The following is a 16964-nucleotide window of genomic DNA, read 5'->3' as shown; positions in this document are numbered from 1 at the left end:
CTAGAGCATGGCGCGCGTAGTGCATTCGTATGACGATCCGGACCGGTTCGTCGCCGGCACCGTCGGTGAACCCGGTGCCCGGACCTTTTTCCTGCAGGCCAGGGCGGGTAACCGGCTGACCTCGGTGGCCTGTGAGAAGGAACAGGTGATGGCGCTCGCGGAGCGGCTGGACGTGATGCTGGACGAGGTCGCGCGGCGGTTCGACCGCGAGCCGGCCGGCCAGACCACGGTCGACGACACCGATCCGCTGGAGCAGCCGATCGAGGAGGAGTTCCGGGCCGGCACCATGACGCTGGCCTGGGAGGCCGACGCCGAGAAGGTGGTGATCGAGGTCTTCGCGGTAGTCGTCGCCGAGCAGGCCGAGGTGGAGGAGCCCGACCCGGTCGCGGCAGCGCTGGAGTCCGACGATGCCGAGGTGTTCATCGTCCGGATCAGCGAGGAGCAGGCCCGGGCGTTCGCCCGCCGGGCCGTCGCGCTGGTCGCGTCCGGCCGGCCGAGCTGCCCGTTCTGCGGCCGCCCGATCGACCCGGAGGGGCACATCTGCCCGCGCGCCAACGGCTACCGCAGGCACGTCCGCGAATGATCGACCCGGACCTGCTCGCACGTGGCGAGCTGGATCTGCTCGGCCGCCTGGTGGCCGCGTCCAACGGAACCTTTCAAGGCACGGTGAGCCTCGACGGCGAGTCGGCGACGGTCGTCTACAAACCCGTCGAGGGTGAGCGGCCGCTGTGGGACTTCCCGGACGGGACGCTGGCGGAGCGGGAGTACGCCGCCTACGTCGTCTCCGAGGCGCTCGGCTGGCATGTCGTACCGCCGACGCTGCTCCGCGACGGGCCGCTCGGTGTCGGCATGGTGCAGTTGTGGATCGACGAGATCGAGTTGCCGCCGGGCAAGACCGAGCTGGTCGACATCGTCCCGCAGGGCCGGGTGCCGAAGGGCTGGGTCGGCGTACTCGACGCACTCGACGGCCGGCACAAGCCGGTGACGCTGGTGCACGCGGACAACCTTTCGTTGCAGCGGATGGCGGTGTTCGATGCCGTCGTCAACAATGCGGATCGCAAGGGCGGGCACGTGCTCAACCCGGGCGACGGACGCGTGTTCGGCGTCGACCATGGCGTCACCTTCAACGCCGACGACAAGCTGCGTACGGTGCTCTGGGGCTGGGCCGGTACGCCGGTACCGCCAGAACTACTCGACGACGTCCGCAAACTCGCCGACGGCCTGGCCGGTGAAGTCGGTGCGGAGCTCGCCGACCTGATCACCCCGGTCGAATTGGCGGTCACCCGCGAGCGCTGCGCCGCGCTGTTGAAGGCAGGCAATTTCCCACAGCCGAGCGACGACTGGCCAGCCATTCCCTGGCCGGCCTTCTAACTGGCTTGGCTAGACGGTCGCCGGCTGGCTGAGGTTGCTCGGGCTGATGCCTCGTTCGCGTTTGAAGGCAGCGCTGAAGCTGAACGCGTCGGCGTACCCGATGCGCCGGGCGACCGCGCCGACCGATGCGCCCGGCTCGGCAAGCAGGTCGGCGGCGAGCGTCATCCGCAGGTCGGTCAGGTATCCGAGCGGGCTTTCACCGGTGAGGTCGTTGGGTTGTGGGTATGACGATTCTGGTGTTGGCGGCGACGGGGAAGACCGGGCGGCGGCTGGTTCCGCAATTACGGGCCGAGGGCAACGAAGTTCGGGCGGCGTCGCGGTCGGGGGAGGTGCGGTTCGACTGGGCTGAGCCTGCGTCGTGGGAGGCGGTGCTGGCCGGCGTACGGGCGGTGTATCTGGTGGCGCCGGACGATCCGGCGCCGATCGAGGAGTTCGTGGCGCAGGGCGTGGGGGCGGGGGTGGAGCGGTTGGTCGTGTTGTCGGGGCGGAGGCTCGACCAGGCTGGAGGTGCCTTCGGGCACGCGATGTTGACGGCTGAGCAGGTGGTGATGGCGTCCGGGGCGGACTGGACGGTCGTGCGGGCGAACAACTTCAACCAGAACTTCGACGAGTACACCTGGCGCGAGCCGTTGCTGGCCGGGCGGCTGTCGTTGCCGATCGGTGCAGTGGGGGAGCCGTTCATCGACGTCCAGGACGTGGCCGAGGTGGCGGCGCTGGCGTTGACCGGGGTCGGGCATGCGGGGCAGGTGTATGAGCTGTCGGGGCCGGATTCGATCACGTTCGCCGAGGCCGTTCGGGTGATGTCCGAGGCGAGTGGGCGGGCGATGGAGTACGTCGAGGTGACGGGTCCAGAGTACGAGGCGGGGCTGGTCGGCGAGGGATACCCGGTCGAGGTCGCGGCGGAGTTGGGTGGGCTGTTCGAAGTGATGCGGTCGGGGCTGATCACCGAACCCACCGACACCGTCGCGAAGCTGCTCGGGCGGCCGGCGATCGCCTTCCGGGAGTACGCCGCGAGGGCCTGGCGGACCCACTAGCGCAAAACCGCCGGGATCGCGCGGCGGATCGGGGAGTGAGCCAGGTCGTGGCGCGAATTCGCTGACTGGATAGGCTCGCTCCCATGCAGGCGTGGACAGAACCAGAAATCCCGGTCGTACCCGGGCCGGCGCGGCGTCTTCGCCTCTACGACACCGCTTCCGCGGGTCCGGTGGAGGTGCCGCCGGGGCCCGATGGCGCGGCGCGCATTTACGTCTGTGGCATCACGCCGTACGACGCGACGCACATGGGGCATGCTGCGACGTACGTCACATTCGACCTGATCAACCGCCTCTGGCGCGATGCCGGGTACGCCGTGCACTACACCCAGAACATCACCGACGTGGACGACCCGCTGCTCGAGCGCGCGACCGCGACCGGCGTCGACTGGACCGATCTCGCGCAGTCCGAGATCCAGTTGTTCCGCGACGACATGACCGCGCTGCGGGTGATCCCGCCGCAGAACTACATCGGCGTGGTCGAGTCGATCGACCTGGTGGTCGGCGCGATCGAGGACCTGCAACGAGCAGGCGCGGTCTACTCGGTCGACGACGACCTGTACTTCGCAGTGAAGGCCGACCCGACATTCGGTGGAGTGTCGGGGTACGACGTCGAGAAGATGCGGGCACTGTTCGCCGAACGTGGCGGCGACCCGGATCGCGAGGGCAAGCGTGACCCGCTGGACAGCCTGCTGTGGCGGGCCGAACGGCCGGGGGAGCCGGCCTGGGACTCGCCGTTTGGGCGCGGCCGGCCGGGGTGGCATGTCGAGTGCTCGGCGATCGCGTTGGAGCACCTCGGGATGACGTTCGACGTCCAGGGTGGCGGGAGCGACCTGATCTTCCCGCACCACGAGATGTCGGCGAGCGGCGCGCAGGTGGCGACGGGGGAGCACCCGTTCGCGCGGGCCTACGTGCACCAGGCGATGGTCGGCCTGGACGGCGAGAAGATGTCGAAGTCCAAGGGCAACCTGGTCCTGGTCTCGAAGGAACGCCAGGCCGGTACCGACCCGATGGCGATCCGCTTGGCCCTGCTGGCCCACCACTACCGCACCGACTGGTTCTGGACGACTCCCGACCTGCTCGCCGCCCAGGAACGCCTGGACATCTGGCGCGGCGCGATCGGCCGCGGCACCGGCCCCGACGGTGCGGCTGCTGTCGATGCTCTGCGCGCTGCCCTCACCAACGACCTCGACACGGCTGCAGCACTGGCCGCTGTCGACCAGTGGGCCGAGAGCAACGGCGACGACACTGAAGCGCCGGCGCTGGTTGCTCAGGCTGTCGATGCTCTGCTGGGCGTCAAGCTCTAGCAGGCACCGCCGACTGGCTCGGCTGTGCGCGAGGTCAGCCGGTACCGGCCGGGTGGGGTCGAGCGGGCGCGGCTGAACGCGCGGCTGAAGGCGTAGACGGACATGTAGCCGACTGCGCGGGCGATCGTCTCGAGGGTGTCGTCGGAGTCGCGGAGGCGGCGGGCGGCGAGGTCCATGCGCCAGTTGGTCAAGTACGCGCCCGGGCTCTCGCCGGTGCCGGCGAGGAAGCGGCGCGACAGGGTGGCTCGTGAGACGGCCAGCTCGGTGGCGAGGCTGGCCGTCGTCCATGGGCGGGCCGGATCGCCGTGGAGCTTGGTGAGTGCCGCGCTGAGCAACGGGTCGTCCAGCACGCCGAGCCAAGACTTCCTGGCCTCCTCGGGGTGGTGCGCGAGCCAGACGCGGATCAGCTGGACGAGCAGGATGTCGACCAGCCGGTCGAGCACGATCGCCGCACCGAGCTGCGGATACGCGACCTCCCGGCCGATCAGCCGGACGGTGTCGTCGAGGCAACTGCCGCTGCTGTCGGCTGGTAGGTGCACGACCTCAGGCAACGACCCGAGCACCTGGGTGGAGATCGCCGGATCGTTCTCGTAGCTGGCGCTGGTCACGTGGGTGCGGACCTCGCCGGTACCGAAGCGCAGGACGTCTCCGGTCTCCCGCGCCCGCTCGGCGACCAGGTGGTCGCAGCCGGGTGCGAGCGCGCCCGGATCGCTACTCAGTACGTGGCCGGCGCCGTTGCGGAGCAGTACGACGTCGCCGGGCATCAGCTCCAGCGGCTCGCGGCCGCGGACGTTGAGCCAGGCGGTTCCCGCGGTGACGGCGTAGATGACGGCACGCTCGACGGGTTGCCACGCGACTGCCCAGGGCTCGGCGCCCTCGATCCGGGCGCCGAGGGTTCCGCGGACGCCGCTCACAGCTAGGGCATCGGCCAGCAAGTCCATGGCTTTGAGGCTACGCGATGCGACAAACAGCTATTGATCTGCCGCATTTGGGCATCGGTTGACTCGGGGGCTGATCCATACGGTGGAGTTATGAAAATCGCTGGAAGCACTGCACTTGTCACTGGAGCCAACCGGGGGATCGGCCGGCATTTCGCGGCGGCGTTGCTGGAGCGGGGTGCTCGCAAGGTCTATGCGACTGCTCGTAACCCGGAGCAGATCGACCTGCCGGGGGTGGAGACGCTGCGGCTCGACATCACCGATCCGGAGGCTGTTGCCGCGGCGGCCGCCGTCGCGGGGGACGTGGACCTGTTGATCAACAACGCGGGGATCACGACCATGAACGATCTGGTCCGTGGCGACCTGGGAGAGATCAGGCGGGAGCTGGACACGCACTTCTACGGGACGTTGTCGATGATCCGGGCCTTCGCGCCGATCCTCGGGGCCAACGGCGGTGGCGGCATCTTGAACGTGTTGTCGGCGCTGTCGTGGGCCACGTCACCCGGAGCCGGTGCCTACGCCGCGGCCAAGTCGGCTGAATGGAGCCTGACCAACGGCGCGCGGCTGGAGCTCGCCGACCAGGGCACGCTGGTGACCGGGCTGCTGCTGGCCGCCACCGACACCGACATGATGGCCGGCTGGGACATCCCCAAGAACGACCCTGCCGATGTCGTCCGGCAGGCGCTCGACGGCCTGGAAGCCGACCAGACCGAGGTCCTGGCCGACGACGACACCAGGCGAGCCAAAGCATTGCTGGCCGGCTGAGCGCCAGAAGCGGCGACCTTGGACATGAAGCGGCGACCTTGGACATGAAATAACTTGTTCAAGGTCGCCCGAAGGTGTTCAAGCCCACCAGATCGGTGGGCAGTGGTCAGCCGGTGACCGGGTGGTGGGTCTTGACCGGGGTGGGGACCGGGGCTGCGGGGGCCGGGGCCTCGCGCGGCGGGACGGGCTGAGTCTTGGTGGGGGTCGGCTTCGGGGTCGGCTTGGCTGCGGGCTTGGCGCAGGTGGCCGAGGCGAGGCGGATGACCTCGGCGCCACCGCCGAGGTTGATGGTGAGGCCGGTGATCGTGAACGAGCCGTCCGAGTGCTTGGACTGCTCGTTGACGGTGATCGTCGCCAGGGGAGCAGCGGGGATCGAGGCGCTCTGCTTCACAGTCGGTACTGCGATGCGTTGGCCGAGCAGGGTCAGCGCGCCGATGTCGACGCCGCCCGTGTCCCCGGAGCACCACACGTTGACGCCCTCGATGCCGAGTAGCGAACTCGGCGGGGTGAGCAGCAGCTTGCACAGGTCAGGCAGGTTCTTGACCGGCAGGTCGATCGTGCTCAGGTCCGGCAGCGGGATGCCCAGGTCGGGCAGCGGCAGCTTCGGGATCGGCAGGTCGTCGGCACCCGTGGCGGGCAGCGTGTCGCAGCTCTTCTTCAGGTCCGGCGGCAGCTTGATCTGGCTGAGGATGTCCGGCCCGACGGTGATGTCGAACAGCTCGACCGACGCGGCGTCGTTCCCGGCCGTCGCGGTGCCGGCCCGCACGGAGATCAGCGGGTTCTTCGGCAGCTCAAGCGCGGAGGTGGTGTGCCGCTTGCCGTCCAGCGACTCGGCGTACGGAGTACGGGCCACTGGGACCTGTCCCTCGGCGCTGATCGCGTACGCGGATGAGGGCCGCGCGGCCGCGTTGCCCACCGGAGCACTCGCGACCAGCGTGAACGCCACGACCCCGGTCACGGCGGCGAACGTCGTGATGGTCGGTACCAACTGTCGTCGCATCAGATCCCCACTCTCGAAAAGCCTCTACCAAAAGAAACTGTCATTTGCTGTCGATCAGGACGAGGGTCCCCAACGGGACCTGCTGGAGTTTGGCCAGCGCGACCTTTGGCACCCGCACGCAGCCGGCGCTGATCGCGGCGCCGAAGACGTCTGGTCTAGGCCAGCCGTGGATCGCGACGGTACCAGGACCGCCACCGAACGTGTCCAAGGTGGGACTGTGCGCACCCAACGGCAGCACGATCGGCGACGCCGAGCGCTTGTTGTCGATGATGGAACCGAGCAGGAACGTCCGGCCGGGCGGTGTCGGCGTCTTCTTCGCGCCGACGCCGGCCCGCCAGGTGCCGAGGCTCTTGCCCTGCTCGAACAGCTCGATCGTCCGCGATCCGGTGTGCACGCGGATCAGGTACGACGAGGAAGCGCGATCGAGTCCGTCGTCGCGGATCCAGCCGGTCGAGCGGTTCGGCTTCGACGGCAGAAGCACCCGCAACCAGCCGTCCGACTCCTCGACGACGGGCAGCCAGGTCGGGCCGAACTGGGTCGGTCCGATCTTGGCGAAGGCGTCGGCGTCGGGCGCGGAGTACAGGGCGGTCTGTCCGCGGGGGTGGACGACGAGGCCGTCCGTCAGCGCGAACGGATCCGGGTCGAGCGGTGCGGTGGGGATCGTCATCTGCGTGGACGAGCCGGTCAGCGTGGTCAGGTCGACCGCGGCCTCGGCGTGCTTGCGGTTGCCGAGGATCCCGACGACCGCGACGGCGCCGAGGACCAGGAGCACGGCCAGTGCCCCGATCGACCCGCCACCGCGCTCGTCGGCGCGTACCTTCCGCATGCACAGCTCCCCGTCGTCCCCAGCGTCCCGGTCGACAATAGAACGCTTGAAGCGAAGAGGCTACTCCTCAGTACACCTTTTCTACTCCGGACGGTCAGTGTTGCGTCGCCGCAAGTAGCGCTCGAACTCCGCGGCGATCGCGTCGCCGGTGGCCTCGGGCAGGTCGGTCGTGTCGCGCTGCTCTTCCAGCGACGCGACGTACTCCGCGACCTCCGGGTCCTCCTCGCTCAGCTCGTCGGCGCCACGCTGCCAGGCCCGGGCCAGCTCGGGCAGATCGCCCTCGGGGATCGGCAGGTCCAGCAACGCCTCGACCTTGCTGAGCAGCGCCAGCGATGCCTTCGGGCACGGCGTGCCCGCGATGTAGTGCGGGATCGCCGACCAGATCGACACGGCCGGTACGCCGAGAGTCGTGCACAGGTCGGCGAAGACCCCGGTGATACCGGTCGGGCCCTCGTAGCTCGACGGCTCGAGGCTCCACGACGCGGTTAGCTCCGGGTCAGACGACGATGCGGTGACCGGGATCGGCCGGGTGTGCGGCGAGTCGGCGAGCAGGGCGCCGAGCACGACGACGAGCTGCGTGTTCGACTCGTCGACGACCTCGAGCAGCTCCCGGCAGAACCCGCGCCAGCGCATGTTCGGCTCGACGCCGCGGATCAGGATCACGTCGCGGCCGGTGTCGTCCGGACGCGCCAGATAGATCCGGGTGGTCGGCCAGGTGAGCCGCCGGACCCCCTCGTCGTCGAACTCGACCTCGGGCCGTTTCACCTGGAAGTCGTAGTAGTCCTCGGGGTCGATCGCGAGGACGAGCTCGGCGTCCCACTCCTCGATCAGGTGATCGACCGCTCCGGTGGCCGCCTCGGCCGCGTCGTTCCAGCCTTCGAACGCGGCGATCACGACCGGATCCCTAAGGTTCGCGAGATCTGCCACTCGCCATCCCCTGTCCTAGTCGTCTGTTGTGCCCCGAAGTTGCGCACTGTCGGACTGCCCAGCCTACTTCCATCGCCCACCCGGCGGCGGTCGTTTCGCAGCCAGCGGAAGGTGTCGCCCTGGCCTTACATAGGATCGGACCATGACGCTCCAAGCGGTGCTCTGGGACATGGACGGCACGTTGGTGGATTCGGAGCCGGTCTGGGTGCGGGTGCAGATCTCGGTGCTCGCCGAACTCGGAACGACCTGGACCGCCGAGGACGCGCTGACGCTGGTCGGCAGCGACCTCGGTGATGCGCTCAAGGTCTGGATGGCGCGGTTGCCCGAGGGGCTGATCGAGCCGGACGAACTCGCCGGCCGGATCTACGGCGAGGTGATCCGCACGCTGAAGGAAGAGGTCGACCTGCGCCCCGGCGCGCTGGAGCTGCTGACCGGGCTGAAGACGGCCGGGATTCCGTGCGCGCTGGTCTCGGCGTCGTACCGGACGATGATCGACGCCGTACTGTCCCACCTGCCGCCGGATCTGTTCGACGTGGTGGTGGCCGGCGACGAGGTGACCAACGGCAAGCCGCATCCCGAGCCGTACCTGACCGCGATGGCCGAGCTCGGCGTCGAACCGGCCGATTGCATCGTAATCGAGGACTCCCCGGGCGGCACTCAAGCCGGTACTGAGGCAGGAGCGTTCGTGGTCGCCGTACCGCAGTGGGTGACGATCCCGCCGGCCCCTCGCCGACTCGTACTGGAGTCACTTGAGTCACTCAGCCCGGATGCGCTGCGCGACTTGCTCCGCTGAGGGGCTACCTTCTTTGGGTGCCTATGGGGGTGTTCTGGGGGAGTGGGATGGTGACTGTGATGAAGCGCCGAGCCGTGTGGCTCGCGGCCGCCGGCGTGCTGGCGGGTTCGCTCGCTGCCTGCGGCAAGCCGAACGCGGATCACCCCGGCCAGGGTGATCCGGCGCCGAAGGAAATGGTCATCAAGGTCGCGACCACCGACTCGGTCAGCTCGCTCGACCCGGCCGGACCGTACGACATCGGCTCCCGCACCTTGCAGGCCAACCTGTACCAGACCCTGCTCACCATCCTGCCGGGCAAGCCGTCGCCGGTACCGGACGCCGCCGACTGCCAGTACGACGCGCCGACGACGTACACGTGCAGCCTGAAGGACGGCCTGACCTTCCCGAACGGGCATGAGCTCGAGTCGTCGGACGTGAAGTTCAGCTTCGACCGGATGCTGCGGCTGAAGACGCCCGGCGGAGCGGCCCCACTGTTCAGCTCGGTGGCCTCGGTCAGTACGCCGGACCGGCTCACCGCCGTGTTCACGCTGAAGAAGCCCGATGCCCGGCTGCCCTATCTACTGACCACCACCGCCGCGTCGATCGTCGACGAGCAGTTCTATCCGGCGAGCAAGCTGCTCAGTGACAACGCGATGGGCAGCGGCCCGTACCAGCTGAAGTCGTACAAGGCGGGCTCCGAGGCGGTGCTCGGCAAGTTCAAGGGGTACCGCGGACCGCGGGCGGCCCAGAACGACACCGTCGAGGTCAGCCTGCTGACGACGGCGGCAGCCCTGGCGCAGGCGTTGACGAGCGGCAAGGCCGACTACGGGGTGCACGGGTTGGGGCCGGCGACGTTGGACAGATTGCGCGCCGATGGAAAGCTGCAGGTCGTCGACGCGGGGTCGGCCGAGATCCGGTTCTTCGCCTTCCATATGGCCTCGCTCGTCTCGCGCAAGCCGGCAGTACGCCGGGCGGTGGCTCAGCTGATCGATCGGCCGGCCATCGCGAAGAAGGCGTACGGCGATCACGTCTCCCCGCTGTACTCGGTGGTGCCGCCCGGGTTCGCCGGGCAGGTGGACGCGTTCAGGACGCAGTACAAGGACCCGAACAAGACGGCGGCCGCCGCGATCCTGCGTGAGGCGGGCATCACGGCGCCGGTGACGCTGACGGTCGGGTGGACGCCGGTCCAGTACGGCGCGGGTGCCAAGGCCGAAGTACTGGAGTTGAAGCGGCAGTTGGAGGCGTCGGGGCTGTTCAAGGTCGTGCTGAAGAGCGCCGACTGGCCGAAGTACCAGCAATTGGCCCGGTCCGGCGCGTACGACCTCTACCAGGCCGGGCTGATCCCGGACTACCTGGACAGCGGTGACTACCTGCAGCCGTTCGTCCGCGACGGTGGTCTGTTTCAGAACGGCTATCGCAACTCCGCCGCGAACAAGCTGATGGACCAGCAGATCGCCGAGCAGAACCAGATCGAACGCGAAGCGTTACTGACCGATCTGCAGAACCTGCTGGCTCAGGAAGCGCCCGTCATCCCGGTCTGGCAGGGCCGGCTGACGGTGGTCGCGGGGCCTGCGATCGAGAACGTCGGCAGGACCCTGGATCCGCTGTCTTTCGTGTACTTCTCGCCGTTGCGGAAGTAGTTCCGTACTGGCCCGTCGGTGCCAGTGACAGCGCGTCGCCAGCGACCCTCTGTGGGTGCATGCTGTACTGCGAGTTGTCCCACGATACGGGACGATTTCCTGCTCATCACGATCGGGCAACGCAGCACTTTCGGCGTTTGACTCCGGGCAGTAATCGCGGCAGGTTAAGGCGGCAGCCATACCGGCGTTTCTCTTTGCTGGCCGGTCCGACGACATGAGGCAGGGGTACCCATCGCGTGAGCACACCACTCGAGGTCGAGCCGGGATCTTCGGCGGCTCAGCCCGAAGCCGTTCTCGAGGGTGTCCGCAAGATCGAGGGCCGGTCGCTGTGGCAGATCTCGTGGATCCGGCTGAAGCGGGACAAGATCGCCATCGCCGGTGGCGTCTTCGTGGTGTTCCTGATCCTGGTGGCGATCTTCGCGCCGCTGATCTGCAAGCTCGTCGGCGTCACCCCGAACGACTTCCACCAGGACCTGGTGGACCCGTCGCTGCAGACCCCGATCGGCAAGCTCGGCGGCGTCAGCGGCGCGCACCCGTTCGGGGTCGAGCCGGTGAACGGCCGCGACATCTTCGCCCGGATCGTCTACGGCGCCCGGATCTCGCTGCTGATCGCGTTCCTGGCCACCTTGCTGTCGGTGGTGATCGGCGTCGCGCTGGGCATCATCGCCGGCTACTTCGGTGGCTGGATCGACACCCTGATCAGCCGGCTGATGGACATCTTCCTGGCCTTCCCGCTGGTGCTGTTCGCACTGGCGCTGGTCGGCGCCGTCCCGGACTCGATCCTCGGCCTGCAGGGCGACGCCCTCCGGGTCGCGCTGATCGTCTTCATCATCGGTTTCTTCAGCTGGCCCTACATCGGCCGGATCATCCGCGGTCAGACGCTGTCGCTGCGCGAACGTGAGTTCGTCGACGCGGCCCGCAGCCTGGGCGCCCGCCGGCCGTACATCCTGTTCACCGAACTGCTGCCGAACCTGATCGCGCCGATCCTGGTCTACGCGACGCTGCTGATCCCGACCAACGTGCTCTTCGAGGCCGGCCTGTCGTACCTCGGCGTGGGTGTCCGCCCGCCGACGGCCAGCTGGGGCGACATGCTGTCGATCGCGGCGAACTGGTACCAGGTCGACCCGATGTACATGGTGCCGCCCGGTCTGTCGATCTTCATCACGGTGCTCGCCTTCAACCTGTTCGGCGACGGCTTGCGTGACGCGCTGGACCCGCGCTCGCGATAAGTACTTCTCTCCAACCAGGGAGCCTGGGCTCTCACGAAAAAAGGGGTGCAAGAAAAGATGAGATGGAATCGCATGAAGACGGCGACCGTCGTCAGTGCGGCCGTCGCCTTGAGCCTGGTGGCGGCATGTGGGGGCCCCAAGGCGACCCCTGGCGGGTCGAGCAGCAATGGGGGCGCGGCCACGCCGGAGGCCAACGCGGCGGTCGGCAAGATCTTTAACCCGTCCGACAAAAAGGGTGGCACCCTGCGGATGGCCATCACCGAGAACTGGGACTCCACCGACCCGGGTGACACCTACTACGGTCTGTCCTGGAACCTGGCGCGCAACTACGTCCGGCCGCTGATGATGTTCAAGTCGGCTCCGGGCGCCGAGGGCGCCAAGCCGGTTCCGGACCTGGCCGAGGCCCCGGGTGTGCCGAGCGACGGCGCCAAGACCTGGACCTACAAGATCCGCAAGGGCGTCAAGTTCGAGGACGGCACCGAGGTCACCTCGAAGGACGTCAAGTACGGCGTCGCGCGGTCGCTCGACAAGGCGACGCTGCCGAACGGCCCGACGTACTTCAACGACTTCCTGCTGGACGTGCCGAAGGACTACAGCGTCTACAAGGACAAGACGCTGGCCGGGGTCGCCAAGGCGATCGAGACGCCGGACGCCAACACCATCGTCTTCCACCTGAACAAGCCGTTCGCCAGCTTCGACTACTTCGCGCAGCTGCCGTCGACGGCGCCGGTGCCGCAGGCGAAGGACACGGGTGCGAAGTACAAGGAGCACCCGATCGCGACCGGCCCGTACAAGTTCGAGACGTACGACTCGAACAAGGGCTTCTCGCTGGTCCGCAACACGTCCTACGACGCGGCCACCGACCCCGACTCGGGCCGCAAGGCGCTGCCGGACAAGATCACCGTCGCCTTCAACGTCAACGGCACCGACATCGACAACCGGCTGATCGCCGGTGACCTCGACGTCGACATCGCCGGTACCGGCGTCCAGCCGGAGACCCAGGCGAAGGTGCTGGCCGACCCGAAGCTGAAGGCGCACACCGACAACGTGGCGGCGTCGCGACTCAACTTCACCGTGCTGAACACCCAGGTCCCGCCGCTGGACAACGTGCACTGCCGCAAGGCGATCCTGTACGCGGCCGACCACGAGGGCTACCAGCGCGCCTACGGCGGCCCGATCGGTGGCGACATCGCCACCAACATGATGCCGCCGCTGGTCACCGGTGCGCAGAAGTTCGACGACTACGGCTTCGAGACCGACAAGAACGGCAACGTCGACAAGGCCAAGGACGAGCTGAAGCAGTGCGGTCAGCCGAACGGCTTCCCGATGAACATCTCCTACCGGGCCGACCGGGCCAAGGAGAAGGCGGTCGCCGAGACCCTGCAGCAGTCGCTGAAGAAGGCCGGCATCATCCTGACCACCAAGCCCTACCCGACCGGTGACTACCTGAAGCTGTACGCCGGCAAGCCGGACTTCGCGAAGGCCAACAAGCTCGGCATGATCATCTACAGCTGGGGTGCTGACTGGGGCGACGGCTTCGGCTTCCTGAGCCAGATCGTCGACAGCCGGACCATCCGCGCCACCGGTGGTAACAGCAACCTGGGCGTCCGGATCCCCGAGGTCGACGCGATGATCGACAAGGCGCTGACGACCACCGACGAGGCCGCCCGTAACGCGATCTGGGTCGATGTCGACAAGAAGGTCATGTCAGAGGCCAACGTCCTGCCGGGCACCTGGGCCAAGGGCCTGCTCTACCGTCCCGACACCCTGGCCAACGTGTTCTCCAACGACGGTCAGAACATGTACGACTACGCCGGCATCGGGCTTGCCCAGAAGTAGTCGTCGGTTGCCCTGAACAACCATCATTCGCCAGTAGAGGTAGGTGAAGGCTTAGGTGGCCGGTGATCAGCGATGATCATCGGCCACCACGCCGAGCACGGTGTTCGCATATCTGGTCCGCCGGTTGATCGGAGCAGTAGTCCTGCTCTTCATCGTCACGGCCGTCACGTTCTCGATCTTCTTCCTGGTCCCCAAGCTCGGTGGCGCGTCCGCCGACGACCTGGCCTCGCGCTATGTCGGTAAGAGCGCGGGGGCCGAGCAGATCCACCAGACGGCGGTGCGGCTCGGCTTCACCGACCCCTTGTACGTGCAGTACGGCCGCTTCGTGAAGGGCCTCGTCGCCGGGCAGGACTACAACTACGGTCCTGCCGTGGAGCACTGCCCGGCGCCGTGCTTCGGCTACTCGTTCCTGACCCAGACCCCGGTCTGGCCGGACCTGGTGGCGCGAATACCAGTAACTGCCTCGCTGGCGGGTGGTGCGGCGTTCATCTGGCTCATCACCGGTGTCGGCACTGGCATCGTGTCGGCCCTGAGACGAGGCTCGGTGCTCGACCGGTCGCTGATGTCGGTCGCGCTGGCCGGCGTCTCGCTGCCGATCTTCTTCACCGGCCTGCTGTCGCTGTCGATCTTCAGTTACGGGCTCGGCTGGACGGTTCAGGGCGGTACCAACCCACTGGATGAAACAAACCCGGTCTGGTGGGCGTACGACCTGATCCTGCCCTGGGTCACGCTGGCCTTCCTGTACGCCGCGGCCTACGCCCGGCTGACCCGGGCCGGCATGCTCGAAACCATGAACGAGGACTTCGTCCGGACCGCGCGGGCGAAGGGCCTGACCGAGCGGGACGTCGTCATCAAGCACGGCCTGCGCTCCGCCCTGACCCCGATCCTGACCATCTTCGGTCTCGACCTGGGTCTGCTGATGGGCGGCGCGATCCTGACCGAGACCACCTTCTCGCTGCCCGGGATCGGCCAGTACGCCGTGATCGCGCTGCGCGCCAACGACCTGCCGAAGGTCCTCGGGGTGACCCTGGTGGCCGCGGTCTTCATCGTGCTGGCGAACCTGATCGTCGATCTCCTGTACGCCGTCGTCGACCCGAGGGTGCGCATCTCGTGACCGAAGAAATCCAGGACACCCCAGGCAACACCCAGGACACCCCGGCCAAGCGGGCCCCGCGGGGCGAGGCTTTCCTCGACGTGCGCGACCTGAAGGTGCACTTCCCGACCGACGACGGCATGGTCAAGTCCGTCGACGGGATCTCGTTCAAGCTCGAGCGCGGCAAGACGCTCGGCATCGTGGGCGAGTCCGGCTCGGGCAAGAGCGTCACCAGCCTGTCGATCATGGGCCTGCACAAGCGCGGTACCGCGAAAATCACCGGCGAGGTCTTCCTCGACGGCCAGGACCTGATCGCCTCCACCCCGGAAGAGGTCCGGCTGCTCCGCGGCAAGCGGATGGCGATGATCTTCCAGGACCCGCTGTCGGCGATGCACCCGTTCTACACGGTCGGCAAGCAGATCATCGAGGCCTACCGGGTGCACAACAAGGTGACCAAGCAGGTCGCCCGCAAGCACGCGATCGACATGCTCGATCGGGTCGGCATCCCGCAGCCCGACAAGCGCGTGGACGCGTACCCGCATCAGTTCTCCGGCGGTATGCGGCAGCGCGCGATGATCGCGATGGCGCTGTCCTGCGACCCCGACCTGCTGATCGCCGACGAGCCGACCACGGCGCTCGACGTGACCGTGCAGGCGCAGATCCTGGACCTGATCCGGGACCTGCAGCGGGAGTTCAACTCCGCCGTCATCATCATCACCCACGACCTCGGCGTGGTGGCCGAGCTGGCCGACGACATCCAGGTGATGTACGCCGGCCGCGCGATCGAGTACGGCACCGCCGAGGACATCTTCGACCGGCCGCAGCACCCCTACACCTGGGGTCTGCTCGGCTCGATGCCGCGGATCGACCGGGAACGTACTGAGCGGCTGATCCCGATCAAGGGCACCCCGCCCAGCCTGATCAACGTGCCGTCCGGCTGCGCCTTCAACCCGCGCTGCAACTACGCGCACCTGAACGGTGGCGCGAGCGAGACCGAGCGGCCGGAGCTGCTCGACATCGGCGACGGGCACCAGGTGGCCTGCCACCTCACCCCGGAACTGCGCACGCAGGCCTGGGAAACCGACATCAAGCCGAAGCTGTGAACTCACAGGGGACTGACGGAGCAACCGTGACCACGACTGACACCGAGCCGACCCCAGCGACGCCGCCGACCGGCGAGACGCTGCTGTCGGTCACGGGCCTGGTGAAGCACTTCCCGATCCGCAAGGGGCTGCTGCAGCGCCAGACCGGCGCCGTCCAGGCTGTCGACGGCCTGGACTTCACCGTCACCAAGGGCGAGACGTTCTCGCTGGTGGGGGAGTCCGGCTGCGGCAAGACCACCACCGGCCGGCTGCTCACCCGGCTGCTGGAGCCGACCGCGGGCAAGATCGTCTTCGAGGGCGAGGACATCTCGCACCTGTCCGAGGGCAAGATGCGCCCGCTGCGCAAAGACGTCCAGATGATCTTCCAGGACCCGTACGGTTCGCTGAACCCGCGGCACACCGTCGGCAAGATCGTCGGCGCCCCGTTCAAGCTGCAGAACGTGAAGACCGAGGGCGGCACCAAGAAGGCCGTCCAGGAGCTGCTCGAACTCGTCGGCCTGAGCCCCGAGCACTACAACCGCTACCCGCACGAGTTCTCCGGCGGCCAGCGCCAGCGCATCGGCATCGCCCGCACCCTGGCGCTGCGCCCGAAGCTCATCGTCGCCGACGAGCCCGTCTCGGCCCTGGACGTCTCCATCCAGGCGCAGGTGGTCAACCTCCTCGAAGACCTCCAGAACGAGTTCGACCTGACGTACGTGATGATCGCCCACGACCTCTCAGTCGTCCGCCACGTCTCGGACCGGGTAGCAGTCATGTACCTCGGCAAAATCGTCGAGATCGCCGACCGGGTAGACCTCTACGAAACCCCCATGCACCCGTACACCCTGGCGCTCCTGTCGGCTGTCCCGATCCCGGACGTCAAACGCCGCGGCAAGCAGGAACGCATCCGCCTCCAGGGCGACGTCCCCAGCCCCATCAACCCACCCCCGGCGTGCCGCTTCCACACCCGCTGCTGGAAAGCCCAAGACATCTGCAAAACGGTAGAACCCCCACTCCTGCAGATCGCGCCAAACCACCAAACGGCCTGCCACTTCCCAGAAAACCAACCAGGCGGCGAAGCCCCCCGCAAGGCCACCGCTAGCTGAATTGACCTGCCGAAGCCCGGGATCCAACGGATCCCGGG

17 protein-coding genes are annotated in these 16964 nt (G+C 67.8%); 12 read left to right on the top strand and 5 right to left on the bottom strand.

The window, feature by feature from the left end; genetic code table 11:
• The first annotated feature begins 7 nt into the window (after positions 1–7).
• Entirely contained in the window at positions 8–583 is a 576-nt protein-coding gene (locus OHA70_RS33090; RefSeq protein ID WP_328324367.1) for a DUF3090 domain-containing protein, read from the top strand.
• Positions 580–1371 (top strand): SCO1664 family protein, encoded by a 792-nt coding sequence (locus tag OHA70_RS33085; RefSeq protein WP_328324364.1) that lies wholly within the window; start codon positions 580–582, stop codon positions 1369–1371. Before OHA70_RS33090 ends, OHA70_RS33085 begins: the two co-directional genes overlap by 4 nt.
• A gap of 9 nt (positions 1372–1380) precedes the next feature.
• Here OHA70_RS33085 and OHA70_RS33080 read toward each other — a convergent pair whose 3' ends face one another.
• On the bottom strand, positions 1381–1653 hold the full coding sequence (locus OHA70_RS33080) for a helix-turn-helix transcriptional regulator (protein WP_328335257.1): 273 nt from the start codon (positions 1651–1653) through the stop codon (positions 1381–1383).
• Here OHA70_RS33080 and OHA70_RS33075 point away from each other — a divergent pair.
• Both OHA70_RS33075 and mshC read left to right on the top strand, forming a co-directional pair.
• On the top strand, positions 1596–2405 hold the full coding sequence (locus tag OHA70_RS33075; RefSeq protein WP_328324361.1) for an NAD(P)H-binding protein: 810 nt from the start codon (positions 1596–1598) through the stop codon (positions 2403–2405). The two genes, OHA70_RS33080 and OHA70_RS33075, sit on opposite strands and share 58 nt — an antisense overlap.
• An 83-nt stretch (positions 2406–2488) precedes the next feature.
• Positions 2489–3709 (top strand): cysteine--1-D-myo-inosityl 2-amino-2-deoxy-alpha-D-glucopyranoside ligase, encoded by a 1221-nt coding sequence (gene mshC / locus OHA70_RS33070; protein ID WP_328324359.1) that lies wholly within the window; start codon positions 2489–2491, stop codon positions 3707–3709.
• Here the strand turns inward: mshC and OHA70_RS33065 are convergent.
• Entirely contained in the window at positions 3706–4650 is a 945-nt protein-coding gene (locus tag OHA70_RS33065) for an AraC family transcriptional regulator (protein ID WP_328324357.1), read from the bottom strand. The genes mshC and OHA70_RS33065 overlap by 4 nt on opposite strands.
• 90 nt (positions 4651–4740) lie before the next feature.
• Here OHA70_RS33065 and OHA70_RS33060 point away from each other — a divergent pair, with 90 nt between their 5' ends.
• Positions 4741–5412, top strand: coding sequence for an SDR family oxidoreductase (locus tag OHA70_RS33060; protein WP_328324355.1), 672 nt, complete (start codon positions 4741–4743; stop codon positions 5410–5412).
• 106 nt (positions 5413–5518) lie between these two features.
• Here OHA70_RS33060 and OHA70_RS33055 read toward each other — a convergent pair whose 3' ends face one another.
• The 3 genes from OHA70_RS33055 to OHA70_RS33045 form a co-directional block, all read right to left on the bottom strand.
• The gene (locus OHA70_RS33055; protein WP_328324353.1) at positions 5519–6412 is read right to left on the bottom strand and encodes a hypothetical protein; all 894 of its coding nucleotides are present in this window, start codon (positions 6410–6412) and stop codon (positions 5519–5521) included.
• A gap of 40 nt (positions 6413–6452) precedes the next feature.
• Positions 6453–7238 (bottom strand): L,D-transpeptidase, encoded by a 786-nt coding sequence (locus OHA70_RS33050; RefSeq protein ID WP_328324351.1) that lies wholly within the window; start codon positions 7236–7238, stop codon positions 6453–6455.
• A gap of 81 nt (positions 7239–7319) precedes the next feature.
• The gene (locus OHA70_RS33045) at positions 7320–8165 is read right to left on the bottom strand and encodes a PAC2 family protein (protein WP_328324349.1); all 846 of its coding nucleotides are present in this window, start codon (positions 8163–8165) and stop codon (positions 7320–7322) included.
• 142 nt (positions 8166–8307) lie between these two features.
• Between OHA70_RS33045 and OHA70_RS33040 the strand changes: the two genes are divergently transcribed.
• From OHA70_RS33040 to OHA70_RS33010, 7 genes are all read left to right on the top strand, one after another.
• Positions 8308–8958, top strand: a complete 651-nt coding sequence (locus OHA70_RS33040) for an HAD family hydrolase (protein ID WP_328324346.1) — start codon at positions 8308–8310, stop codon at positions 8956–8958.
• Positions 8959–9017: 59 nt separating this feature from the next.
• Complete coding sequence (locus OHA70_RS33035; protein ID WP_328324344.1) at positions 9018–10577, top strand: ABC transporter substrate-binding protein; 1560 nt, start codon at positions 9018–9020, stop codon at positions 10575–10577.
• A 236-nt stretch (positions 10578–10813) separates the two neighbouring features.
• The gene (locus tag OHA70_RS33030) at positions 10814–11806 is read left to right on the top strand and encodes an ABC transporter permease (RefSeq protein WP_328324342.1); all 993 of its coding nucleotides are present in this window, start codon (positions 10814–10816) and stop codon (positions 11804–11806) included.
• A gap of 57 nt (positions 11807–11863) precedes the next feature.
• Positions 11864–13645 (top strand): ABC transporter substrate-binding protein, encoded by a 1782-nt coding sequence (locus tag OHA70_RS33025; protein ID WP_328324340.1) that lies wholly within the window; start codon positions 11864–11866, stop codon positions 13643–13645.
• Positions 13646–13745: 100 nt separating this feature from the next.
• Positions 13746–14759 carry an ABC transporter permease gene (locus OHA70_RS33020; RefSeq protein ID WP_328324338.1) on the top strand — a complete coding sequence of 338 codons (1014 nt, stop codon included), beginning with the start codon at positions 13746–13748 and terminating at the stop codon, positions 14757–14759.
• Between the two features lie 119 nt (positions 14760–14878).
• Positions 14879–15841: an ABC transporter ATP-binding protein gene (locus tag OHA70_RS33015; protein ID WP_328335255.1), complete on the top strand. Its 963-nt coding sequence runs from the start codon at positions 14879–14881 to the stop codon at positions 15839–15841.
• A 26-nt stretch (positions 15842–15867) separates the two neighbouring features.
• The gene (locus OHA70_RS33010) at positions 15868–16926 is read left to right on the top strand and encodes an ABC transporter ATP-binding protein (RefSeq protein WP_328324336.1); all 1059 of its coding nucleotides are present in this window, start codon (positions 15868–15870) and stop codon (positions 16924–16926) included.
• Positions 16927–16964 lie beyond the last annotated feature (38 nt).

Source organism: Kribbella sp. NBC_00382 (assembly GCF_036067295.1).
GTDB lineage: Bacteria > Actinomycetota > Actinomycetes > Propionibacteriales > Kribbellaceae > Kribbella.
The sequence above is the reverse complement of the archived record's forward strand: the minus strand, read 5'-3'. Positions and strand labels throughout refer to the sequence as shown.

Coding starts and splice junctions, on each gene's coding strand:
- OHA70_RS33090 (WP_328324367.1), top strand. CDS start 8: ATGGCGCGCGTAGTGCATTCGTATGACGATCCGGACCGGTTCGTCGCC.
- OHA70_RS33085 (WP_328324364.1), top strand. CDS start 580: ATGATCGACCCGGACCTGCTCGCACGTGGCGAGCTGGATCTGCTCGGC.
- OHA70_RS33075 (WP_328324361.1), top strand. CDS start 1,596: ATGACGATTCTGGTGTTGGCGGCGACGGGGAAGACCGGGCGGCGGCTG.
- mshC (WP_328324359.1), top strand. CDS start 2,489: ATGCAGGCGTGGACAGAACCAGAAATCCCGGTCGTACCCGGGCCGGCG.
- OHA70_RS33065 (WP_328324357.1), bottom strand. CDS start 4,650: ATGGACTTGCTGGCCGATGCCCTAGCTGTGAGCGGCGTCCGCGGAACC.
- OHA70_RS33060 (WP_328324355.1), top strand. CDS start 4,741: ATGAAAATCGCTGGAAGCACTGCACTTGTCACTGGAGCCAACCGGGGG.
- OHA70_RS33055 (WP_328324353.1), bottom strand. CDS start 6,412: ATGCGACGACAGTTGGTACCGACCATCACGACGTTCGCCGCCGTGACC.
- OHA70_RS33050 (WP_328324351.1), bottom strand. CDS start 7,238: ATGCGGAAGGTACGCGCCGACGAGCGCGGTGGCGGGTCGATCGGGGCA.
- OHA70_RS33040 (WP_328324346.1), top strand. CDS start 8,308: ATGACGCTCCAAGCGGTGCTCTGGGACATGGACGGCACGTTGGTGGAT.
- OHA70_RS33035 (WP_328324344.1), top strand. CDS start 9,018: ATGAAGCGCCGAGCCGTGTGGCTCGCGGCCGCCGGCGTGCTGGCGGGT.
- OHA70_RS33025 (WP_328324340.1), top strand. CDS start 11,864: ATGAGATGGAATCGCATGAAGACGGCGACCGTCGTCAGTGCGGCCGTC.
- OHA70_RS33015 (WP_328335255.1), top strand. CDS start 14,879: ATGGTCAAGTCCGTCGACGGGATCTCGTTCAAGCTCGAGCGCGGCAAG.